This is a genomic window from Paenibacillus sp. J5C2022, from assembly GCF_025567625.1.
Classification (GTDB): domain Bacteria; phylum Bacillota; class Bacilli; order Paenibacillales; family Paenibacillaceae; genus Pristimantibacillus.
In genome coordinates, this window is the sequence record NZ_JAOQJC010000003.1 from 1 (window position 1) to 24,144 (window position 24,144).

The window sequence follows — 24,144 nt, forward strand, 5'->3', positions numbered from 1 at the left end:
CTGCTTTCTCTATTACACACTTTAATTTCCCTAATGCACACTGCTTTCTCTATTACACACTTTATTGCCTCTATCGCCATCTCCTTTTACTAGCTTTATAACCTTATAACCGGTGCAGTTTTCGTACAAACTCAGGGGCACGGGGCACTGCGCGATCCTTTTTGTACGATTTTTCGTACAAATCCCTGCGCACTAGGCGTTGCGCGATCCTTTTTGTACGATTTTTCGTACAAATCCCTGCGCACTAGGCGCTGCGCGATCCTTTTTGTACGATTTTTCGTACAAATCCCTGCGCACTAGGCGTTGCGCGATCCTTTTTGTACGATTTTTCGTACAAGTCCCTGCGCACTAGGCGTTGCGCGATCCTTTTTGTACGATTTTTCGTACAAATCCCAGCGCACTAGGCGTTGCGCGTTCCTTTTTGTACGATTTTTCGTACAAGTCCCTGCGCACTAGGCGCTGCGCGATCCTTTTTGTACGATTTTTCGTACAAATCCCTGCGCACTAGGCGTTGCGCGATCCTTTTTGTACGATTTTTCGTACAAATCCCTGCGCACAAGGCGCTGCGCGATCCTTTTTGTACGATTTTTCGTACAAGTCCCTGCGCACTAGGCGTTGCGCGTTCCCTTTTGTACGATTTTTCGTACAAATCCCTGCGCACTAGGCGTTGCGCGTTCCCTTTTGTACGATTTTTCGTACAAATCCCTGCGCACTAGGCGCTGCGCAATCCTTTTTGTACGATTTTTCGTACAAATCCCAGCGTTCGGGCGCAACAACCCAAAAAGCCGCCCGTCCCCTAAGAGACGAGCGGCTTATCCGATTCGCTATCGCTTCGGAAGCAGCTTCACATATTCGTCAGACAGCTTCATCAGCTTCAGTACATAATCGTAATCATCGCGATACTGGCTGAACTCTTCGACCGGTTCCATCGTATTCAGATCATAGGCGGTACCGTCCTCGAAGCTTTCGCCCGGTACGAACATGATGTCATTATTGAAGAAAGATCCCGTCGGCATATAATACCTCATGCCAATCGCATTGTTGGTTACGTTAAGCAAGTCCTTGCCGAACGCCGTGAAGCCTTCCTCCTCCAGAGAGACGCCAAGCAGATTGGCAATTGTCGGCATAATATCGACCTGTCCGCCTACCGTCTGCAGCGTCTTGCCTTCAACCCCTGGCACATGTACGATGAACGGAATGTTGAAGCGGCTCATTCTCTCTTCATACTTCATGCCAAGCTGCTCTTCGACCCACGCGGGATCGTTGTCCTTCGTCTGCAAGCCGAAGTGGTCGCCGTAGATAAGAAGCACCGTGTTGTCCCACATGCCGTTCGCCTTCAACCCTTCTATGAAGCGGCCGAGCTCCTGGTCCGTATAGCGGCTTGCCTGAATATAGTTGCCAAGCTGTGTTCCTTCCAGCGAATCCCGCAGCGTCATCGTCTGCAGATCCTTCGGCACCTTGAACGGATGATGGCTGGATGTGCTGATGAACTGGGCGTAGAACGGCTTGTCCTGTTCATGAAGCTTGGTCAGCTCCTTCAGTCCTACCCGGTACATCTCCTTGTCGGAAGCGCCGAAAGCATTGAATTTATCGTTGTTGAAGTCTGCTCGCTCGTAATATTTCGTAAAGCCCAATGCGGGATACAGCTTGTCTCGCTCCCAGAATGTGACGTCATTCACGTGGAACGTCAGCGAGCTGTAATTGTCCTTGTCCAGAAGCTTCGGCAAGCTGGGCAGATCCCGGTCCCCGAAGCCCTTCGACATGGCGACCGCTCCTGTGGGATAGATCGAAGTATTGGACAAGAACTCCGCATCCGATGTATTGCCTTGTCCTACCTGCTGGAAGAAATGAGGGAAGTAGAAGCTGTCTCCGATCAATTCGTTCATGACCGGCGTCACCGCCTGCCCGTCCACCTCCAGATTAATCATCATATTCTGGAAGGCTTCCAACTGCACGACGATAACGTTCTTCCCTTCCGCAACGCCGAAGTAGTTGGGTGTACCGGCAACCGCTCCGTCATCATAGCTGTCCAGATGCGCGGCCACCGCCTTCTCCATCTCCTTGATGGAGGAATCCGCCAAGGCATTGCTCGCCTTCTTCTCCTTGATTGCCGTTGCTACCTGATAATTAAGGAAGCCAAGCCGTTCCGCTTGCACCAGCTCATTGGAAATATGTCGGTCCATACGAATATAGAGCAGCGAAGCGCCCAAACTAATGATCAGTGCTATCATAACAATATACGGCTTCGCAACCGCTTTGCTGGACACCGACACTTTACGATTCGCCTTTAGCGTAACCAGCTTCAGCAAGGCCAATACGGCAAAATCAAGGAAGAACAGAAAAAACTTCAATTCCATTGAGGCCTCGACGCTGTCGCTTACTTGTCCGACCTGGCCCAAATTGAGCAGCGCTTTGTAAGTAGGTACGCTGCTGAAGTAGCTGAAATAGACGGCCGATGAAAACAGCATAAGCGATACGATAGCGTTGACGGCTATGAACACTGCCGATTTCCATCTGGAAGTAGTCGTTAACTCGAATAGGCATAGAACCGCCAAAACTGCGGCAGCATCCGCCAGCAGCCGATCGAATTGAACGCCTTCGAAAATAAAATAACGAAATAAGACCATTTTCAACATCAATAAAAGGAAAGCAGCCCAAAACGGCGACTTTCTGAAACTATTCGCAATCCATGTCAAGCTTGCTCACTCTCCCGCTCTTTGACTAGAATAAAAATAAGAAAAACCGTCGCAATCTGACGGTTCGACGTTCTGTGTATTGTTAAGCTAATATTAACGCATTGCGGAACAGAAATAAATAGGAAAGTCCATACATATTGACGAAACCCTCTCAAGGAAGGAAAACCTATTCCAAAAAGGAGCCTGCGAAGACATGAAGCTGCAAATTCTGATAGCAGACGACGATCCCCATATCCGGAAACTGCTTGAATACCATCTGAAGAAGGAAGGGTATGCCGTCCTGGAAGCCGAGAATGGACAGCATGCATCCGAGCTGCTGGAGCAGCACCCCGTCCATCTGGCTATTGTCGATGTGATGATGCCCTTGAAGGACGGCTGGGAGCTGTGTCAGGAGATTCGCACTTATTACGATATGCCTGTCATTCTGCTCACCGCAAAAGGGGAGCAAAAAGATAAAGCGAAAGGCTTCCTCTCCGGCACGGATGATTACATGGTTAAGCCATTCGAACCCGAAGAGCTCATCTTCCGCATCAAGGCGCTGCTTCGGCGCTATCATATCGTCTCCACCGATCTTATTACATTGAATCAAACTGTCATCAATCGGCGCAGCTATGAAGTTACGGTAGAAGGAGTGCCCAAGCAGCTGCCATTGAAGGAGTTCCAGCTGCTGGCTCAGCTTGCGAGCCACCCCGGCCAAATCTTCACCCGCGAGCAGCTGCTGCAGCAAGTATGGGGGGAAGACTTCGAAGGAGACAGCCGTACTATCGATGTCCACATCAAGCGGCTTCGCGAGAGGTTCGCGGAAGCAAGCGGCGACTTCATCATCGCCACCATTCGCGGTATCGGCTACCGGTTGGAGGCTGCGGGCAAATGAAAACACTCTATGTGCGCATCGTCGCCAGCTTTATCGGCATTACGCTTATAAGCGGACTGGCCGCCCTGTTCATAACCGATTATTATTACGAGTACCGACTGCAAGACGACAACCGGGAGAGAGTGCTGCCCATCGCTCTGGAGGTGCAAAGCTTCTTCCAATCCGCTCCCGCGATCGGGCTTGACGCTTATATGGAGCATGTCGCCTCATTAGGCTATCAAATCTATCTCGCCGACAACAAGCTGGACGTTCATACCTATGGCGATCCCTTCAAGCATGACGGAATTGCGCAAGCTACCGTTCGGCAAGTGCTGAATGGGGAAGCGTATTATGGCAGCAAGTCGAGTCATGTCTTGAAAATTATGGGATATTTCGAAAACAGCTCGCGTAATACGATCGGACTCCCGCTGCAGGATGACGGAGAAACGTATGCCATGTTCATTCGTCCGAATTTGCAGCAGCAGATCGGGGAAGTCAGGGTGCTGCTCGGTCTTCTGCTTAGCTACGCTTTCGTGCTCATTCTTGCGTTTATCGTCATTCTTACCCGTACTATCGTCAAGCCGCTCCAGGCAATGAAGAAGGCGACGAACAAAATTGTAGGCGGCTCGTACAAGGTGACTCTGGATGTAAAACGTCAGGACGAAATCGGCGATCTCGCCAGGCACTTCTCCCATATGGCAGGCGCACTGGAGCGATTGGATGAGATGCGCCAGGAATTCGTCGCCAATGTGTCCCACGAGTTCCAGACGCCGGTCACTTCGATTCACGGCTTCGCCGATGCGATACTGAGGGGGGAAGTAACGCCGGAAGAACAGAAGCAGTACCTCGATATCATTCATGAGGAAAGCGCTCGTCTCTCCTCCCTGAGCAAGCAGCTGCTGACGCTTGCCTCGCTGGACAAGGATACGCCCGTCATGAAGCCGTCCAGCTTCCGTCTCGATGAGCAGATCCGCCATATTCTTATCGTATTGGAATGGCAATGGGCGCGGAAGCGGCTGGAGCTGGAGCTCGACTTGCCGGCGACGACGATAACCGCGGATGAGAGCTTGCTGCATCATGTTTGGACGAATGTAATCGCCAATGCGATCAAATTCTCGCGCGAAGACGGCTCGCTTGCCATTGCCATCTCCGAAGAGGCGAGAGGAGTGCGCGTTGTAGTATCCGATACTGGCATAGGCATCCCGTCTCATGCTCTTCCTCATATATTCGACCGCTTCTACAAAGCGGACAAAGCGAGGAGCCGCCGCGATGGCGGCAGCGGCTTGGGTCTAGCCATATGCCGCAAGATCGTTCAACTGCATGGCGGAACCATTCAGGCTTCCAGTGAAGAAGGCAAAGGAACGTCAATTGCGTTATGGCTGCCGAGATCGTTTTAACGATAAATCTGTCAATAGGGTAAATGTCTTATTTTCCCTATATCTCCATTTCTCATTATGCTAGAATAGACAAAGTATGATGAAAATAATGGAAGGGATGTTAGACTACATGAAATTTGGAAGTCTGAACTTACCAAGCAAGGGACTCGCCTGGTTATGCATCTGCGCCATGCTGGCGGGGCTGCTGGGAGCGCCTGCTCAATCTGTTGCAGCTTCCGCTGCCGACACGGCGGAGGCAGTGACAACTTCTTCATCGGATGACTTGTCCGGTCACTGGGCGGAAGATGTGATGAGGCAGTGGGCGGCCGACTCTTACTTGACGGGATATGGAGACGGCTCGTATCAGCCGGAACGGACCGTAAGCCGTGGCGAGTTCATGGCATTTATTAATCGTTCATTCCAACTGACAGCACATACAGACGCAAGCTTTACTGACATGAATACTGACGACTGGGTCTATCAGGATGTAGCTATTGCTGTGCAGGCAGGCTATGCTGCTGGCTATGAAGACAGCAGCATCCGTTGGCGCAACGAAATTACGAGGGAACAGGCCGCCATTATGGTAGCCAAGCTGCTCCAGCTTGAAAGCGGCAACATGGCAGCACTCTCCGGCTTCTCCGATGCCGGTCTGACAGCGGATTGGAGCGTCGGCTCCGTGGCTGCCCTTGCGGAAGCGGAGCTTCTGACAGGCTATACGGACGGTACATTCCGTCCGCAAGGCAATCTGACCCGTGCGCAAGCGGTTACGCTTCTGCAGAAGGCTCTCGAATATAAAGCTGGCGCAGCTATTGTCTACGATCAACCAGGTACATACGGACCTGAAGAAGGCACGAAGACGGTTGCCGGCAATGTCGTCATCGCCGCAGATGGCGTCACGCTGCGCAACACTGTCATCGAAGGAGACCTTACGATTACGGAAGCCGTCGGCGAAGGAGATGCGCATATCCAGAATGTAACGGTGAAAGGCTCCACTAACGTGCAAGGCGGAGGAGCCAATTCCATTTACTTCGAAGATTGCATTATCGTGAGCATAATCGTTGACAAGAAGAGCGGTCACATTCGTATCGTTCTCAGCGGTGATTCGACTGCGGAATCCGCTATTATCCAATCCGAGGGTACGGAGCTCGATCTTGGAGAGCATGTAACGATCCTTCATCTGGTGCTGGAATCGGTCACGAAGATTGTCGGCAAGGGGATTATTGAGAAAGCGACCATCCAGAAGGCTGCCAAGGAGTCCAGCTTCGAGAAAAAGCCAACGACAACGGATGGCGAAGGTGCGAATACGATGCCCCCTGTCTTCTTCCCTCCGGGCGGCGGTGGAACGCCAACAGGCCCTACTCCTACGCCAGAGCCGGATAAGGAAGCTGTACCTTTAACGGAGCTGAAGTTTGGAGAATATGAGCTGAAGCGAAGCTATGTCGAAGGAAGTGGATTTGATCCGGAGGTCACACAATATGAAACTGTACGGGCAGACATCGATCAGCCGATATCCGTACCGGTAACTCTTAGAGCGGAAGGTGCGGATATCATTGAGTACGAGGTGATATCACTATCCGTTCCAGGCTACAAGCGAATCAGCTCTGGAAAGCTGGACGAAGCGGCCGGTGTTGCAACATTATCATTGCCTCCGAAGCAAGATGTGACTGTCGTCATCCGACCGGGGGTTGAGACTTCTCACGGCATTGTTTATACCGGCTACTTTATTGACGTCCATTATCCCCGCGCCGTTCAAGAAGCTTTCAGCCTGTACAGGGAGCGGGCGGGCAATCATTACGACTACTTTTTAAAGATGGAGTATCTGAACGGCATCAGGTATCCTCTCAATGCAGATATCGTTATTCAGGTGTTTGATGCAGAGCTTGAGAATTTGTTGTTTGTCTGCGAGCGATATTATGCATGCAAAATTCCGGTCGCTTACCAACCAGCTGATGATTTCACTTGGTACATTAAAGTAGCTCTTGATGGAGAAGGAATCGGAACAGGCGAATTCCATTCCACCATTACGTCATCTGAGCGCATCGAGCAAAATCCAGGCGTCACCATCACGCCTTATACTCGCGAAGAATTGATTGCGAAGAAGGATCAGCTCTGCTTCTGCTCGCCGGATATCGTCATTATCAATGGCGCTCTGTGGACAATAGACCCTGAACAAGTGAAGCAATCGCTTCCGGATGCCATTTATGTCAATATGATTCAAGAGGAAGTCAGTGTGAAGCAGAGCGTATACACAACGGATGCTCACAATGAGCTTTGGGGACCCTCACGATTCATACTAATTGACGATCCGATCTGGCCGCCTATCATTTCTCCAATCATTGTAGATGGTCAATATCCGAATAATCAGGCGCACGATTACATTATTTACACCGTCTTTTATGATGAGCAAATGAACGTCATCGGCTATTATCCGCAAGCTGTTACATTCGACGAGAGCACAGTTGCCGAAGGCTACGCTCCAACCAATTTGTGGGACCCCGACGGCGGATTTGGCGACGGAATCGCCCCAGACTATGATGATGATCTCGATCTTATCGAATCGCTGCGGCTTACGAGATATCGCGGCGGTAACCATTACAACTATATGATCTACTCTAGCAATGCAATTATTCCATACGATACAACGGTTAGTGTATTCGCCTCAAAGGAAAGCAGCGTTGCTTTATTCACTTGCGATCTCATGTTCTGTCTTATTCCAATCGAGCATTCGCCAAAAGATAACGGTTCCTGGTACATAAAGGCTTACAGGAATGATACTCTTGTCGCTGAAGGAACTTATGCACATTCTTTTACGCCATCGTTGCCCATTATGGACAATCCCGGAATTGTGCTCACGCCGTATACCAGCGAGCAGTTGAAGAACGACCTGTATTCCATTTGTCCTTATTGCGGAACTGACTTCGTAGTACCTGGTTCGGTCAAGTGGGAAGTTGACCTGCAAAGTGTTGCGGACGCTCTTCCTGAAGCGCGTTATGTCAGTATGTATCACGAACAAGTAAGCGTTCCTCAAAGCACGTATGTATCGGACTGGAAAAACGAACTATGGAACATCAAGCTAAACTTGTATGAACTAGACAACGAGACCATCCACGCTAACGCATATGTGATCAGTTCAAAGGAATATCCAAATAAATATGTGAACGACAACATAATTTATTCTATATTCTACGATGAAAATATGAACGTCATCGGTCACTATGCACAAGCGGTTGAATTCACTCCGGAGACGGTAGCCGAAGGCTATACGCCAACGAACTTATGGAACCCTGACGGCGATTATGGAGACGGCATTAGCGATGACGGTCCTGAACCTCCTCCAATCCCGATTCCAGTGCAATGCTACGAGGGCTCATGTGACCATATTTTAACGAATCTGAAAGTCGTTAAAGAAGAGTAACCTGTCCCTGTGTCCAATTGAAGGCAGTCCGATCGATTATCGGGCTGTCTTCTTCTTTTTGTAACACTCCATTCATCGTTTGTTCATATTCCTCCTCTACGATCAAGGAAAGATCAAAGCAGGAGGTACACTAGACATGCATACATTACTACGTTCATACGCTCGCTTCGTCAGCAGCAAGCGAGGAAGTATAGCGGTGCTGGTCATATGGCTTGCCGCCATCGTCATCTTGTCCGGCATTGCTCCCGGCGCCAAAGAACATGCCATCAGCAGCAGCGAAGGCAGCATTCATGCGAATATGCCATCCGCTGAAGCCAAGGCGCTGGTAGATAAGCACTTTCCGTCGGATCAGGGATTGACGGCGCTGCTCGTCTTCCATAGCGACCAGCCCATTACGGCGGATGAACGGCAAGCGATAAGTACAATGAGCGAATGGCTTTCCTCCGAGGAGCGGCCGGCGACCATCGCAGGCGCTTTGCCGTTCCACATGCTACCCGTTGAGTCGCAAGACAAGCTGTTCTCGGAGGATGGAAGCACGCTGCTGCTTCAAGCCGCTTTCCATAAAGAGGTGGAGTCCGGCGACATCTATGACACGCTGGAAGATATTCGCGAGTATGGCGAGTCCATCGGATTAGGCGCCATGCAGCTGGAAATCACAGGACCTGCAGGTATCGCCTCCGACACCATCAAGCTGTTCACGGATGCGGATCTCGTCCTGCTCTTCTCTACCGTCGGCCTTATTCTCATTCTGCTTATTGCGATCTACCGCTCGCCATTGCTTTCCCTGATTCCCCTGTTGATCGCGGGAATCGTCTATCAGGCCGTCGATCGCCTGCTCGGGCTGGCGGCGCAGAACGGCTGGATTACTGTAGACAAGCAAGCTTTGTCGATCATGATGATCTTGTTATTCGCCGTATTAACGGATTACTGCCTGTTCGTCGTCTCCCGCTACAGGGAAGAACTCCGGAAGACAGCGAGCAAGCACAATGCAATGCAGGCGGCAATGATGCAGGTAGGCGAGCCTATCTTGTTCAGCGGCGGCACGGTACTGCTCGCAGTCATCGTCCTGTTCACCGCCGTATTCCAGCCTTATTACTATTTCGCTCCCGTATTCTCCATCGCCATGGCCGTCATATTGCTGGGCGGACTGACGCTGATCCCCGCCGTATTCACGTTGACGGGAAGAGCCGCCTTCTGGCCTTTCAAGCCGAAGCAGGAACTGGGAAGCGGTGAAGACGGGGAAGTGCCGGGAGCAGATAGGGGTGCACTTGGCCGGGATAGCCGCATTACGACAAATTCTTCTGCAACCCGGGCACGCAAACAACCGCTCTGGTCCAGGATTGCGAAGCTGGTCGTCAAGCGGCCCGGTTACACTGCCGGAGCCATCACCGCAGTGATGCTGCTCGCTGCCCTCAACGTACCCGGCATCAGCTTCTCCTTCAACCTGATGAAGTCGTTCCCCGAGGATCTGTCCTCGCGGCAAGGCTTCGAGCTGCTGGAACAGAATTTCCCGAAGGGCCGACTCGCTCCGGTGACCGTCATTCTGGAAAGCGATGCGACCATCGATCTATCTGAGGAATGGCTTCTTAAGCTGAGCGCGCTGACCAAGTCTCTTGACGCGACTGACGGCGTAAGCGAGCTGACGCCGAATGTGGAGCAAGCTTCGGCCGGCATCCTGGAAGGACAATTGCCGCGCGACTTCATGGCTGCAGACGGGCAGGCTGTACGCTTGCAATTGACCTTGGCTGATAACCCCTACGAGCATTCCGCCTTGCAAGTTATCGACGGACTGCGGGACAACAGCAAGCAGTTGCTCGAGGAAGCCGGGCTGGAGCCCGATCAGTATCGACTTCATTATGCCGGTCCTACCGCCCAGCAGTTGGACGTCCGAAGCATGAACGAGCGCGACACGATCCTTGTGTTTTCCATCGTCATTCTGCTCATTACGATCATGCTCATCTTCCAGTCAAGATCGATACTGATCGCTCTTACCATGATGGCTACGATGCTGCTGTCTTATGCCGCCGCATTCGGATTAAGCTGGCTCATTGTCAGCCAAGGCTTCGGCTATGAATCCATCAGCTACCGGCTGCCGATGTATACGTTCGTCTTCTTAATCGCGCTTGGCGTCGATTACAACATAATGCTCGTGTCGCGCATTATGGAAGAGGCGAAGCAGCGCTCATGGAAGGAAGCTGTCTTCCATGGCCTGTCGGCCACTGGCGGGGTCATATCCTCGGCTGGCGTTATCCTTGCAGCCACCTTCTGCGTCCTGATGACCCAGCCGCTGCAGGAACTGTTCCTATTCGGCTTTATGATGGGCATTGGCATCATTATGGATACTTTTATTATCCGGGGCATGTTGCTCCCTTCGCTGCTTCTCTTGCTGGAGCGTTGGATCAAGCGCAGTGCACATCACGCATCTGCCCGGCATATTTCATCGGAAAGCTATCATTAAGGAGGACTACTATATGTACGGATTTATGCTATTTTCACATTTGACGGGACTGATTCTCTGGGTAGGCTCCATCATGACGATTGTCATTATGCTGGTTCTGCTCAAAGCGCAATTGGGAACTGCCGATGCGAATCGGCTTACCGGGTCCATCATCCGAGTCTTTAACCGCTTCGCCCATCCGTCCGCATTCGTCGTGCTGATCAGCGGCGTTGTCATGATCGTCCAGCTCGACCTCGGCAGCAGCAAGCCGTTCTGGCTGGATATGATGGAGAAGGCCGGCGGCACCATTATTCTGCTATTCCTGATCATCGCGGGAATAATGGGAGCCAAGCTGAAGAAAAAGCTCACTCAGCACCCGAATGACGCTATCGCTCTATCCCGTTACTTGACCATGGTCATCGGCTTCTTCATCGCGATTCTCGCGGTAGTATTCATTGTCAGCTTAAAATTGTAATTGTTGCAGAAAGACAATCCCGCATTCCCCTGGCACTCTCCCGATTGGGAGAGTGTTTTTATTGTCGCCGATAGCGGATGTCTGCTATGATGTTTACGACATTATACATTTCTGATAAATGAATGACACTTCACAGAAGGAGGCAGAAGCATCGTTATGGAACCTCAATATCCAAATAACAACCAACACTATTCCTACGGCTATCAGCAGCCGCCCAGCCCGTATCCGCCCAAGACGAACGGCAAGGCGATTACAGCGCTTGTGCTCGGCATTCTTGCCATCACGATCCCTTATCTCGGGTTTATTATCGGAATTATCGCCATTATATTCGCAAGTCTGGCGTTCAAGGAGATCAAGCAGAGGCAAGAGCAAGGACGGGGACTGGCCATCGCAGGTCTGGTATGCGGCATAATCGGCACCGCTCTTTATGCCATTATTATTATCTTATTCGTCGTCGCTTTCGCCGCATTCAGCGGTTTCGAATCGAATTATTATTACTAAATGGACAATCAGCTTGGAGCGATAGCAATGATTAAACTGATATCATGGAATGTGAACGGCCTGCGGGCTTGCGTGAAGAAGGGATTTCTTGATTACTTCCGCGAAATGGATGCCGATGTCTTCTGTCTTCAGGAGACGAAGCTGCAAGAAGGCCAGATCGAAATGGAGCTGGGCGAGGAATACAGGCAGTACTGGAACTATGCCGAGAAGAAAGGCTACTCCGGTACGGCAATCTTCACGAGGCTGCAGCCGATAAGTGTGCATTACGGGTTAGAAGAAGACTCCGAGTTCGAAGGACGGGTCATTACGCTGGAGTTCGACGACTGGCATCTGGTCAATGTGTATACGCCCAATGCCCGACGCGACCTGTCCAGACTGGACTACCGTATGGAGTGGGAAGAACGCTTCCTCGCTTACGTTGCAGAATTGGAGACACGCAAGCCTGTCGTCTTATGCGGCGACCTGAATGTCGCACATCAAGAGATCGATCTTAAGAACGCGAAGTCTAATCACGGCAATGCCGGCTTTACGACGGAGGAGCGAGCTTGCATGACCCGACTGCTGGAGGCCGGTTATGTGGATTCCTTCCGTCATCTGTATCCGGATCGAACCGACGTCTATACATGGTGGTCGTTCATGCCGAAGGTGCGGGAGCGGAATGTCGGCTGGCGCATCGACTACTTCCTCGTCTCCGCAAAGCTGGCTCCTGCCATCGCGGCTGCCGATATTCACTCTGCCGTCATGGGCAGCGACCACTGTCCAGTGTTACTGGAGCTGAAGCTGGATAACGAGGCCGTCAATGGTCAGAATGCAAATGATGCTGATCCGGTGGTTGAGTCGACAGATGAGGTGGCGGTGCGGGTTTAGCGTCGGCAGAAGCAATGTGCACTGGCACTTTGTATGTTTTTTCGTACAAAATGCCACTGGTGAGCGCTCAGGCCGGGGCGTTTGTACGTTTTTTCGTACAAAATGCCACTGGTCAGCGCTCAAGCCGGGGCGTTTGTACGTTTTTTCGTACAAAGTGCCACTGGTCAGCGCTCAAGCCGGGGCGTTTGTACGTTTTTTCGTACAAAATGCCACTGGTCGGCGCTCGATCCGGGGCGTTTGTACGTTTTTTCGTACAAAGTGCCACTGGTGAGCGCTCGATCCGGGGCGTTTGTACGTTTTTTCGTACAAAATGCCACTGGTCGGCGCTCAGGCTGGGGCGTTTGTACGTTTTTCGTACAAAGTGCCACTGGTCGGCGCTCGATCCGGGGCGTTTGTACGTTTTTTCGTACAAAATGCCACTGGTCAGCGCTCAAGCCGGGGCGTTTGTATGATTTTTCGTACAAAATGCCACTGGTGAGCGCTCAATCCGGGGCGTTTGTACGTTTTTTCGTACAAAGTGCCACTGGTGAGCGCTCAATCCGGGGCGTTTGTACGTTTTTTCGTACAAAGTGCCACTGGTGAGCGCTCGTCCGGGGCGTTTGTACGTTTTTTCGTACAAAATGCCACTGGTCGGCACTCAGGCCGGGGCGTTTGTACGTTTTTTCGTACAAAATGCCACTGGTCGGCACTCAGGCCGGGGCGTTTGTACGTTTTTTCGTTACTACTTAGGTCCATTCGGTACGAGGCAAGCTTGGCGGGGCTATGTGAGCAAAATGAGCGATAGCGCACAATTCCCACTACTTTTCCGCTTCTATGTGACCATTTTGAGCGGTAGCTCCTACTTTTCGGCGGTACGAGGCACGCTTAATGGAGCTATGTGAGCAAAATGAGCGATAGCGCACAATTCCCACTACTTTTCCGCTTCTATGTGACCATTTTGAGCGATAGCTCCTACTTTTCGGCGGTACGAGGCACGCTTAATGGAGCTATGTGAGCAAAATGAGCGATAGCGCACAATTCCCACTACTTTTCCGCTTCTATGTGACCATTTTGAGCGATAAGCTCCTACTTGCTTAGTAGCTAAGTAGTAACGTTTTTTCGTACAAAGTGCCACTGGTCGGCGCTCAAGCCGGGGCGTTTGTACGTTTTTTCGTACAAAATGCCACTGGTGAGCGCTCAAGCCGGGGCGTTTGTATGATTTTTCGTACAAAGTGCCACTGGTCGGCACTCAGGCCGGGGCGTTTGTACGTTTTTTCGTACAAAATGCCACTGGTGGGCGCTCAGGCCTGGGAACTCTGGGTAGGGTGATCTGGAGCAGTTCTAAGTCTGAAGACTAAGTCTGAGTCTAAGCCTGCCTGCCTGCCTGCCTGCGAAGCTGCTTCTTTCGAGGCAAGTGCGCAAGCAGGCCCCCAATCATCGGCTTCAGAGCCGTATACCGAAGTGGCAACTGCCTCGGACAAGCCGCACATCGAGTCCCATGCTAACCGGATGAAGTCGGGATGAAGCGGCGCAGCCAGCTGCCGAATCCGGAAGGATTGCGGCTCTGAATAAGTACGATGCCTTCGCCGCGGAAGCGGCATACGAGCATCTCACCGCTCTTGAAGCTGGATACCCAACCGCGCGAAGACTTCTCGATGCTGTATTCCATATAACCGGGCCAGGCGACCAGATGGCCGTTGTCGATGATGATCTCCTCGCCCGCTCCCAGCTTTACTTCGCTGATCGCGCCGAATGAAGAGAGGAAGACGGTGCCTCGTCCGCTAATCTCAACGATGAAGAACCCTTCGCCCGAGAATATTCCGCGGCTCAGATTCTGCATCTTCGTGCTGACCTCGATACCGTCTGTTGCAGCCAGGAAGCCGTCCTTCTGCACCAGCAGCTTGTAGCTGCCGTCCAGCTCGACCGCACGAATATCGCCGATCGACTTGGGCGCCAGCACGAGCTGCCCGCCGCCTCGAGCGGCAGTAATTTCCTGGAAGAAGAAGCTTTCCCCGCTGAGCATTCTGCCCAGACCCCGCATCACGCCCCCGTCAGTCGTCCCCTTCAGCTCCAATGTCGGCGTCATCGATACCATCGCACCCGACTCCGCCTTGACTCGATCTCCTTGCGACAGCTCCACGCACAGCATGGCAAAGGCGCCTTCGTGCTTTACTTCGTAATTCACAAGCTTCGCCTCCATTCCTTAATCGTACAAGACCATTCATCTCATTCATCTGCTTTCAACTTCGAATATACATGGTAGTCAACGAACTTTCCATTTATTTTTTCATATTGCCTGAGCGTTCCTTCCAATGTAAAACGAAGCTTCTCCAGCACTCTGATCGAGTTGTTGTTATCCGGCTCTACTTTCGCTTCTATTCTGTTAAGCCCCAATTGACCATATCCATACTCCATCATCCCTGCAAGAGCCTCACCGGCGAATCCTTTGCCCCAATGAGATTTTGAAATGTCATATCCTACTTCCGCTCTCTCATTGTCAAAGTCTAACGTATTGAAGCCGATGGAACCGATAATGTCATTACTCTTCCGATCTATTACAGTGAATCGAACCGCTTTATTCTCACGTTCCAATGTCGTAAGCAGCCCAATCATTTCTACCGCTTGACTTACGTCAGTCATCGCACTGATATTCATAAAGGCCGTAACAGCCGGATCGGACCAAATGCTATACAGCGCTCCTGCATCCGCTTGCTCCATCTTCTTCAACCATAATCTGCTTGTATGAATATCTCTCATTCCATATCTCCCTTGTACTCATCTCCCTCCTATCATAACATATCCCCTATCAACCATCGGCAATCGACGCCCTCCGCCCATATACGAGACGGTTTCCCTCTCCATACAGCACTATCCGGCGCAAGCGTCAGTTTCCCCTTATCCGGGCGGACGGCCAGCAGTTGCTCGGAATGATAGACGCCGCCAGGAGCATTCCGGTCGCAATACAGGAGGTCAGCCGCAGCAGCAGCTACAGCTGCAGTAATCTCCGACTCTCCGTTTCCTTGCAAGAAAGCCTGGAATGCTGCCGCTTCTCCTCTACGGCGTCCATAAGCATCGATCTTCAAGGCATATCTGTCCGATCCCATTCGCAGCTTGCCGAACAGGTCGACTGCACTGCGGCGAACGCCTTCTCTGCTGAGCAGCCCGGTCAACCCCATACTCTTCATACCCGCCATTAACGCTGTCATCGTGCGGGAATCGAAGCACAGTCTGGTCGATACCGTCTCTACTCCCAGCGTGCGCGGAAGCGTTGCCTGATCCGAGAAGGGGAAGCGGTACGTCTTGCGATAACCGAGACGTCCCCCGAAGTCGGTGTCTCTGCCGTCGGCAAAGCTGTTCCTCGCCACAAGCTTGCCCTGCTCCAGCACTTCGAACGCAGCGCCAAGCTGATCCACCATCCACTGAATCGCCGCTTTGCCATGGCTGTCGCCTAATCCCAGCATAATATGAATCGCAATCTCATCTACCTCGTCCAACTCCGTTAACGCTTGCCGGGACAGCATATTCGTCAGCCCCGGAGCCAGCCCCAGACTCAGCAGCGCTGTCGCTCCCGCTTCCTTCGCGACTCCGTGCAGCTTCTCCACCTGCAGCAAATAAGGGCCGTTGGCCGATACATCTATATAATGAACGCCTTGCCGCAAGCAAGCCTCTGCCAGCCGGGTATCCGATTGATCCAGACACATGATGACTAATTCGACATTGGCAAGCTGACCATCTTCCAGCTCCGCCCCCGCATCCCACTGCATAGCTTTCACTTTCCCACCCGTAGACGCGGCGAACCGCTCAGCTTTCTCCAGACTTCTGCCTGCCGCGCAGACGTTCCCAGAATACAGTTCTCCCAGCCGTCTGCATATTCCGCCTCCTACATGGCCATAACCGCCGATTACAATGATCTTCTTCCCCATCGCCGAATCTTCCTTTCCCCGTTGAACGTTTTCCAATACAATTAAATCATGTACGTTCAAAATAACTATCCCATAATTCTGGGAAAGTAACGGAGGAACAATGGACATCGATCGATTGAGCCGACAATTGCGTCAACTGGAGAACAGCGCACCGACATCCCATGCATACAGAGAAAAGGCGATCGCCCTATTAAGAAAATCCCTTCCCTTCCAGGCAGCCTGCTGCACGGCTGTAGATCCGCTTACCCTGCTGTCCATAGGGGCATTGACTGAAGAAGGAATCGAAGCCATCCATGACCAATTGTTCCGCTTGGAATACCATATCGCGCAGCATGACTTCAACCGGCTGCCAACGCTTATGCACAGTGATCAGCCCGCAGCTTCATTATTCGAAGCGACCGGCGGACAGCCGGAGAGAAGCGAGAGATACCGCGACGTTCTGCAGCCTGCTGGCTTTGCCGATGAGCTACGAGCCGCTCTTGTAAGCGATGGGGCCTGCTGGGGATTTCTTATGCTGTTCCGGAGGAATGGTCATCCCCGCTTCCATCAGGACGAAGCGGCCGCTATCGCGCGTATAGCTCCTGTGCTGGGAGAGACGCTGCGCAAGTTCACGCTTGCATTGCCGGATGATCATGAATCCCTCGAAGGAGATGCGGACTCTACCGGTATATTGATTCTGTCCCAGCAGCTGCGCCAGCTGTCCTGCAATGCTGCCGCTGCCGACCTGCTGCCGCAGCTTCGACAATGGGAGCATATTCAGGGCGATGCATGGCCTCGGCCTATTCGGGCTGTCGCTGCCATGGCTCTGGCCGGCAAGGCGGATAACTCCTCTGCGCGCCAGGCTCAAGTGTGCATGCGCACGCCGCGCGGCGCCTATCTGTCGCTGCAGGCGAGCAGGCTAATTAATGGAACTGGCGCAATCGAAGTAGCCGTCCTGCTGGAGCAGGCTCGGCCTGCCCATATGCTGCCGCTAATCGCTCGCGCTTACGGGCTGACTGAACGTGAAGTCGAGGTGATGAAGCAAGTGTTCCAGGGACAGTCTACGAAGGATATAGCAGTTGGGCTGCATTTGTCCCCGTATACAGTACAAGATCATCTGAAGTCCATTTTCCACAAAACAAAAGTAAACAGCCGCCGGGAATTGGTCCGGCAGCTGCTCACCCGATTCATTAGACAGTAGCTTCAAAATTCAAATTAGTCGGCTCGTCCAGCAATGGTGTGCTCATTCCCATATTCGTACTGGCTACACGGCGGTCAACCTTCTCGAATGCAAAACCGTCCATCCACACCTTGCCGCTTCCCGTCAGCAGCACCCCGAATGAGATCGTGGCGCTGTCCTCGGGCACATCAAGCACGCAGGAGTATTGATTCCATGTATGACTGCCCACGATGGGACGATCGCTCATATTATCGAATTGGAGCGTATCCCCGGAGGCATTGTCTATCCGCATCCACAAGCCGGCGAAGTACTTCACATCTTCCGTGCGGATGAATGCGGACAGCCTTACTCTTTCCCCTCTGCACTTGTCCGCCCGGAACTGCTGCATCATCGTCGCGAACTGCTCTGCCGTTGATGCCGTTACTGACTTCAAATACCCGGACACCTGCCCCGTATGCACTTGCTTCCTATCGGTTCCCATCTCATACCGGGAAGGATCGGAACCGCTCAGCAGCCAGCCTTTCACCTCTTGTCTCTCCATGTTCTCGCACTCTCCTTTGTCGTCTCTCTTCTGCATCACGCTTGCCATAAGCTTGCGGTAACGTCCCGGCGGAAGATGATAGAGCTTCTTGAACGCCCGCGTGAACGCCTCCTGAGATTGAAAGCGGCATTGCAGCGCAATGTGCAGCACCTCTTCGTTCGTATGCATCAGCATGGCCGCGCCAAGAGCGAGACGGCGACATCGGATGTAATCGGCCGTCGTCATTCCGATCTGCTCCTGGAACAAACGGTGAAAGTGATACATCGAGAAGCCTGCCGCCGCCGCAATTTGCTCCAGCCGCAGCTCCTCCTCCAGGTGGCTTTCGATATATTGCAGCGCTTTGTGAATCATCGAATGAGTTGTCACGTGATCACCTCATGTCTGTAGCATAACATAGCGGCGAGCCGGCCTATTTGATCGAAATTGCGGCTTTTCTCTTTCGCTATTTTGTTTACCCGAGTGAGTCCGCTTTGCAAGTCTTAAGTCACTATCTCAGAATGACATCGATAGAGCTTTTCCATTCTCCAAGTTATACTATACCTTTAATTGGAATTTTGATAATATTAAATTAATTTATGGCGATGCAAGTTAAGGAGGGGATTGATGATTAGAAGGAGAAAGGTACTCACAGCATTTTTTTCCTTTTTTTTGCTGTTCGCGGTCTCCATGGCTGGCGAACGGTATATGACAAACCCGAACATACCTAAGCATCGTGAAGCAAAGTGCATAGTAAACCAGTTCTATACTAATCTGATTGAAGGAAACAAGCCTGTGTTTTTGCGCCATCGTTTGAAGGAAGAAATGATTACCGATTACTATATTTACAGCATTCAAGAGAAAAATCAAAATCGTACGAAAGCAAGAGTATTTATAACTGCGGTCAACAACGCCAGCAGCAAAAAAACGCTGCATTCCGATATCGTCATTCTTACCCGGAACGATGACAATTGGAAGGTAACCGCTTACAAGAGAAAGAAATAATCCTTGTCCAGCTCGTTTCAAAGATGAGCGGCCACGATCATTGCACTCCCCAATGATTGACCTCTTTCATGCAACAACCCTGCTCCTTGTCGCGAAGTCGATGAATGGGCAGGGTTATTGCATGGCCATTTATCATGGCATTTCATCGTTGACATTATTTCCTGATCCTGCTAATATAAAACTGACTAGTCAGTACAATTAAGGAGGTTGTTTCTATGAAGCCATCTTACGAGGTAAGAGCGACATTCCAGCAAAACGAAGGCAAGCGCGGGGAGCGGATAACGATGAAGGTGCAATACGCCAATCTGAATCCGGATACCGTACTCGACAAATCCATAGTCCGCATTCCGGATTACAGCATTTTCGATGTGATGAAGCACGAAGCGGACGGCACTTATACATGGTCGTACACCATCCCATGGGAAGCGCCGCTTCAGACGTACAGGATTGACGTCTATGCAATTGATACGAACGGGAATCGGGGAGCGGTGGAAACGGTAAGCTTCAAAGTGACCGGTTAACGAATGACGTCTATGCTTCGATGACAGGCGAATGAGTGGCTGTTCCCGAAAGCAGCCTTTATGCTTTCGGGAACAGCCACGGGGCATTGGGTCGAATGATCTTCGGAACGGAATTCAAGTCTGGAACGACTCTCGTGTATCCGCGACAACAAGATGCAGCCCTTCGCAAGCCCGAATATGACGCTTCTCCATATCATGAACAGAGACGATACCAGCTTCACTCTCCTTAAGTTCCTCATCGCCCATTGCATTGCCGATGATGGCGACTTCACTGCAGGCCGTCAGTGATATCCATCGCTTCAAAGAGTCTCCCTGGTCATCGGAACACTTCGCCTCGCATGACGCGCCTGCGATCTCATTATCCGCAAAGATCAGATGCTCCGTGCTCTTGGCTTCCAACAGAAGCGCCCTCCCCCCTTCGAAACGGTTGCCCCGAATGACGATATGCTGATGGACAGGCTGATCCGCCGACCATACCGTATTCTCGGGATGGATCAAGATGACCGGGGCATTCGCACTGCCGCAGGCAATGAACCTGTTCCCTTTGATTTCGACGTGTCGCACCATCCCGGATTCGTACCAGCTGCCGGCATCGTCGGCGATCAGGACGGCGCTCATCGCCATCTTCTCGAATCGATTGTGCGCAATAATCGATTGGCGTCGCGTCGTCAGGAGTATGCCGCGGGTCGGAATCCGGCTGAAGCTGTTGCCGCGAATATGCACCTCCGGCGTCCATGTCGCATTCTCGACCACATCCCCTTCCTTCGTCTCTGGGGCCGGAGCGTCCAGCTCAAGCTCGACCTCCCGCAAGCTTATGGGATATACTGCCACTACGCTGCGGGCAGCGTAAGGCCTGAGCGTGTCAGCGTGAATGAACTCAATCTCGTCCCCTGCGTGGAAAGCTTGAAAGCCATAGCTTTGCGGATGCATGAAGCGAACCCGTATCCGCCTTCCGCCATCGCTACTCATGATCCGAAGATGCGTGCCATGGATGTTGATCGCATCGTCATGAGCTCCGTCGAAGCGGCTGTCACTTACCGTCACCTTCCCCTTCACGCCGGACAGATGGAGGAAGTCGGCGAACGCTGCCGCCGTTCTTCCACTGGAGGGATCAGGAGCCAGCTTCAATCGTTCGAACGTCAGATTCTCACTGAATTGGCCAACAATGCCCAGGCCGTGCATATACCTCATCCACACGTCCCGGAATGCGATATCCCGGCAGCCGACAATGAGCGCTCCTACCTGATCCCGAATGCCGTCCCGCATCTGGAACACGCGACCGACCGCGGTGTCCGCGGCGGCGTCCTCCCGGAACCATAGCCGAAGCTTGCCGGGCCGCACCTCCTCGATGCGGCTCGCCGTCGCAACTGGGTTCGGCACCCGCCATGTCCGGTTGCTGACGGGATCGTATTCCTGCGCCGGACCGCCGCGATGGCTCCAGCCCTCGCCTGTCCAGTGCAGCGCTCCATCGGCAAGCTCATAGCACGAATCGGGATGAACTTCCGCATCCCAATAGCGTTCTCCGACCTCCGTTATCCGCATCTCCGATATCGTCGGCCGGGCGAAATCGATGCTTAGATTGCAAATCTCTCCTTCCCGGCATCCATCCAGTACGATCGGCGTCATGCGACCGTGGAACACAAGCAAGGAACCGTTGCCTTCTATCCGGAACCGGTTCATCCCGCGAAGCAAGAGACCTATCGTCTTCACGGGATCGGGATACTCTTCTTCGCTTGCCGTATTAGACACATAATAAGGCGCTCTGGCGACTTCCTGCGGGAATATATCGTAGCGGCCGCACGGGAACTCGATCACGACGGGGCCATCCACAGAGGAAGCGGCGGTGATCGCAGCCGCAATTCCCCGCGCGCTGTCTTCCCCGCTATCCCGTCTCGCCCCGTAATCGGTTACCCGGAAGACGCGCGGCACTAGCCCGTTTCGGACTGCTGCACTATTATCCGTCACTGCTCATCCCCCAATTCTATCGTCTTGTCCACGCATCCTTCTCCTATGGCAATCCCGGCATTATCGCGATCGTACCGATTGCCCCGAAATCGTATGTGACGCGAATGATCCAGCTCTGCAATCTGAGAGCAGCCGTTGAACTGGTTATCCGCAACGATTACATCCTCGGCCGACTGAATTCGAAGTCCCAAGCCGCCTCGTCCATAGATGATATAGAAGCCGTGAACGTTCACCGCATCATCCCCCATCCCTTCAAAGCTGCACGCTGTGAACGAGATCTCGCCCTTGCAGCTAATGAAGTGTGTCGCATCCGTATTCGTCGACAATACGCGGCCGATCCCCGGCTTTACCTTCAACCGGGTAAACGCCAAGTTCTCGCTCCGATGCCCGATAATGCCCATGCCAGGAATATAATGCAGCGTCACATCGTACACCTGAACACCCGAGCATTCGTAGAACAGAATACCCATCCGGTAATTCATCAGATGCCTCATCACAAGATGCATCCCCGGCTGCAGACCTTGCGGTCTCGCGTAATGCAGCTTCAGGCTGCGACAGCGCAGACAGGCGAACGGCTGCACCAGTCCGTGGAAAACAAATTCCGAGTCGCCCCCGTCCCATTCAAAATCGCACATATCCTCCAAACGGAGTGCAACAGACTTCTGCTCAAGCGCTTGTCCGAGATCCATCTGTGCGCCATGCTTCATGACCTGATCGTATTGCTCCAGAAACGACGGATGCTTAAAATCGTAACGGCCCCGTTCGAACACCAGCTTGCGAACCTCATGCTTCCGGCAATACGCGATCGCTTCCCGTACCGGGCTTCGCTCCGAAATCAGCGGCATTCACATAGTCAAGCGATAACATACGCCCCCTCCTTCTCTCCTGGTTCAGTAAACCATATCCTATAACCTGATATTCGGTTGCGATTCGCATGAGACCTGCTTCAGCAATCACATGGCACTACCGATACAGCCACCCCCGGCTCCAGTGCAAGCGTCAGCCGCCCCGCTTCCAGACGATGCCCGAGCTTCCTTGCTGTCAATCCTTCCGCCGTAATCTCATACAGATCAACCGCTTCTACACCGGTCCACTCCGGAGGAAGCGACCAGGTCTTGCCGCTGTATCCCGACTTGCTGAACGCGATCAATTCCGGCGTCTGCCGCCACGAAGCGGGAAGAAGCACATCGTCGCCATCCCGCAGAAGCCGTCCGTCGCCGCAGCGCAAGGTACGGTCCGCCAAGCTGACGGTATGACCGCCGGAATAATGAACGACCCGCTCCCCTCCCTCGCCTTCCATGCGAAGCCGGTCCAGCCGATTCAAGTAGAGGGAGTATAGCATCCTTAAGCAGAATTGCTCGATAAACTCATCATGCCAATTGGCATATCCGCTCTTGGCCGCCTCCAGATAGATGCCTTCCCCGTGCATGCCTGCTCCGAACAGAAATTCCAGATCCCTGCGGAATGGAATGTCCAGAGTGGAATAATCGCGGATGACGCCGCCGCTCGCCAATGAAGCGGGCCGCTCCAGATAATGCCGCTCGTCGCACTGATCCAGCACCCAGCTCCAAGCCTGCAGCCCGATGAACGGATCGTCTCGCTTGTGATTGAAATTCTCGCTCGTCACATCGACGCCGCATTGGTTGAAATAACGGATGACGCGCCGAATATAGGCGGATTCCTCCGCCTCGGTTATGCCGTGATAAGCATTGTCGCGAGGGAAATAAGCGTCGAGATGAACGGTTCCGGCCTTATCGAGCTCCAGAAGCCGGATCAGCTTGTCGATGCGCTTCACGCTCATGCCGCTTTCCCATTCCCGCTTCGGACAGATATGATAGGCGGCCCTGTCGTTGTACACGCCTATCTGCATCAGGGAACCGTCTTCATGACGGGCAAGAAGATCTTCCTTCACATACTGCTCCCACAAAGGACTATCGTCGTAAGCATCCGTCATGTTGGCATGAACACTGATTGTCGTGTGATGATTTCGGGCTTCCTCGACAAGCCACAGATAGCTGTCTCTGGCTGTGCGATCCTGAGGCCGCTTTAGTTGCTCGTTCACTTCATCCCAAGCCGGGTATTGGTCGTCATGGCCGTTGTACTGCCAGCCTACGAGATAGATGACCTTGGGAATTCCCCGCGTAATCCGGTCCGTCTCCTCCACATACCGGAGCGCTTGACTGAATGTACAGTATGCGGCAGACCCACCTTTACCGTCGGGCTCCGACAAGAACAGCTTCATCGTCAGCTTTCGGCTGTAATCGTGCCGATAAGCCGTCTCCGGCTGCATCGTTTTCTTCCAATCGTATACATGGCCGGGTATAGAGCGCCACGTCTCGGTTCCGCTGCCGATCTCATTCATTTTCTTCATATCGGTTCATCCTTCCCTGTCTAATCCATTCCTCATGGGAGCAAAAAAGCCCGGCAGCGCCACTCTCGCACGCCGCCAGGCTTC

The 24,144-nt window shown here is 52.6% G+C and carries 18 protein-coding genes; 10 read left to right on the forward strand and 8 right to left on the reverse strand.

The window, feature by feature from the left end:
* Window positions 1-824: 824 nt before the first annotated feature.
* Window positions 825-2,636 carry an LTA synthase family protein gene (locus M6D81_RS03305; RefSeq protein ID WP_262675569.1) on the reverse strand — a complete coding sequence of 604 codons (1,812 nt, stop codon included), beginning with the start codon at window positions 2,634-2,636 and terminating at the stop codon, window positions 825-827.
* Window positions 2,637-2,889: 253 nt separating this feature from the next.
* On the opposite strand from M6D81_RS03305, the gene M6D81_RS03310 reads away from it, so the two are divergent.
* The 7 genes from M6D81_RS03310 to M6D81_RS03340 all read left to right on the forward strand — a co-directional run bounded on the left by M6D81_RS03310 (window position 2,890) and on the right by M6D81_RS03340 (window position 12,620).
* Window positions 2,890-3,570 carry a response regulator transcription factor gene (locus tag M6D81_RS03310; protein ID WP_262675388.1) on the forward strand — a complete coding sequence of 227 codons (681 nt, stop codon included), beginning with the start codon at window positions 2,890-2,892 and terminating at the stop codon, window positions 3,568-3,570.
* Window positions 3,567-4,946, forward strand: a complete 1,380-nt coding sequence (locus M6D81_RS03315; RefSeq protein WP_262675389.1) for a sensor histidine kinase — start codon at window positions 3,567-3,569, stop codon at window positions 4,944-4,946. The genes M6D81_RS03310 and M6D81_RS03315 overlap by 4 nt, the downstream gene beginning before the upstream one ends.
* A 109-nt stretch (window positions 4,947-5,055) precedes the next feature.
* Entirely contained in the window at window positions 5,056-8,340 is a 3,285-nt protein-coding gene (locus M6D81_RS03320; protein WP_262675390.1) for an S-layer homology domain-containing protein, read from the forward strand.
* Between the two features lie 136 nt (window positions 8,341-8,476).
* On the forward strand, window positions 8,477-10,798 hold the full coding sequence (locus M6D81_RS03325) for an MMPL family transporter (RefSeq protein WP_262675391.1): 2,322 nt from the start codon (window positions 8,477-8,479) through the stop codon (window positions 10,796-10,798).
* A 13-nt stretch (window positions 10,799-10,811) separates the two neighbouring features.
* Window positions 10,812-11,252 carry a hypothetical protein gene (locus tag M6D81_RS03330; protein WP_262675392.1) on the forward strand — a complete coding sequence of 147 codons (441 nt, stop codon included), beginning with the start codon at window positions 10,812-10,814 and terminating at the stop codon, window positions 11,250-11,252.
* A 156-nt stretch (window positions 11,253-11,408) separates the two neighbouring features.
* Window positions 11,409-11,753 (forward strand): DUF4190 domain-containing protein, encoded by a 345-nt coding sequence (locus M6D81_RS03335; RefSeq protein ID WP_262675393.1) that lies wholly within the window; start codon window positions 11,409-11,411, stop codon window positions 11,751-11,753.
* Between the two features lie 30 nt (window positions 11,754-11,783).
* Complete coding sequence (locus tag M6D81_RS03340; protein WP_262675570.1) at window positions 11,784-12,620, forward strand: exodeoxyribonuclease III; 837 nt, start codon at window positions 11,784-11,786, stop codon at window positions 12,618-12,620.
* Window positions 12,621-14,100: 1,480 nt separating this feature from the next.
* On the opposite strand, the gene M6D81_RS03345 is transcribed toward M6D81_RS03340, so the two are convergent.
* From M6D81_RS03345 to M6D81_RS03355, 3 genes are read right to left on the reverse strand one after another with little or no spacing between them, the layout of a single operon-like run.
* Window positions 14,101-14,784 (reverse strand): TIGR00266 family protein, encoded by a 684-nt coding sequence (locus M6D81_RS03345; RefSeq protein ID WP_262675395.1) that lies wholly within the window; start codon window positions 14,782-14,784, stop codon window positions 14,101-14,103.
* Window positions 14,785-14,825: 41 nt separating this feature from the next.
* Complete coding sequence (locus tag M6D81_RS03350; protein ID WP_262675396.1) at window positions 14,826-15,356, reverse strand: GNAT family N-acetyltransferase; 531 nt, start codon at window positions 15,354-15,356, stop codon at window positions 14,826-14,828.
* Window positions 15,357-15,388: 32 nt separating this feature from the next.
* Complete coding sequence (locus M6D81_RS03355; RefSeq protein WP_262675397.1) at window positions 15,389-16,522, reverse strand: saccharopine dehydrogenase family protein; 1,134 nt, start codon at window positions 16,520-16,522, stop codon at window positions 15,389-15,391.
* Window positions 16,523-16,622: 100 nt separating this feature from the next.
* On the opposite strand from M6D81_RS03355, the gene M6D81_RS03360 reads away from it, so the two are divergent.
* Window positions 16,623-17,702 carry a helix-turn-helix transcriptional regulator gene (locus M6D81_RS03360; RefSeq protein ID WP_262675398.1) on the forward strand — a complete coding sequence of 360 codons (1,080 nt, stop codon included), beginning with the start codon at window positions 16,623-16,625 and terminating at the stop codon, window positions 17,700-17,702.
* Here the strand turns inward: M6D81_RS03360 and M6D81_RS03365 are convergent.
* Entirely contained in the window at window positions 17,692-18,588 is an 897-nt protein-coding gene (locus M6D81_RS03365; RefSeq protein ID WP_262675399.1) for a helix-turn-helix domain-containing protein, read from the reverse strand. The two genes, M6D81_RS03360 and M6D81_RS03365, sit on opposite strands and share 11 nt — an antisense overlap.
* 237 nt (window positions 18,589-18,825) lie before the next feature.
* Between M6D81_RS03365 and M6D81_RS03370 the strand changes: the two genes are divergently transcribed.
* Window positions 18,826-19,203, forward strand: a complete 378-nt coding sequence (locus M6D81_RS03370) for a hypothetical protein (RefSeq protein WP_262675400.1) — start codon at window positions 18,826-18,828, stop codon at window positions 19,201-19,203.
* A 215-nt stretch (window positions 19,204-19,418) separates the two neighbouring features.
* A complete protein-coding gene (locus tag M6D81_RS03375; RefSeq protein ID WP_262675401.1) occupies window positions 19,419-19,724 on the forward strand; it encodes a hypothetical protein in 306 nt (101 codons plus the stop codon).
* Between the two features lie 114 nt (window positions 19,725-19,838).
* Here the strand turns inward: M6D81_RS03375 and M6D81_RS03380 are convergent, their stop codons facing one another.
* From M6D81_RS03380 to M6D81_RS03390, 3 genes are all read right to left on the reverse strand, one after another.
* Window positions 19,839-21,689, reverse strand: a complete 1,851-nt coding sequence (locus M6D81_RS03380) for a right-handed parallel beta-helix repeat-containing protein (RefSeq protein ID WP_262675402.1) — start codon at window positions 21,687-21,689, stop codon at window positions 19,839-19,841.
* Entirely contained in the window at window positions 21,686-22,534 is an 849-nt protein-coding gene (locus M6D81_RS03385; protein ID WP_262675403.1) for a right-handed parallel beta-helix repeat-containing protein, read from the reverse strand. Before M6D81_RS03385 ends, M6D81_RS03380 begins: the two co-directional genes overlap by 4 nt.
* 101 nt (window positions 22,535-22,635) lie before the next feature.
* Window positions 22,636-24,060, reverse strand: a complete 1,425-nt coding sequence (locus M6D81_RS03390) for an endo-alpha-N-acetylgalactosaminidase family protein (protein ID WP_262675404.1) — start codon at window positions 24,058-24,060, stop codon at window positions 22,636-22,638.
* Between the last annotated feature and the right edge of the window lie 84 nt (window positions 24,061-24,144).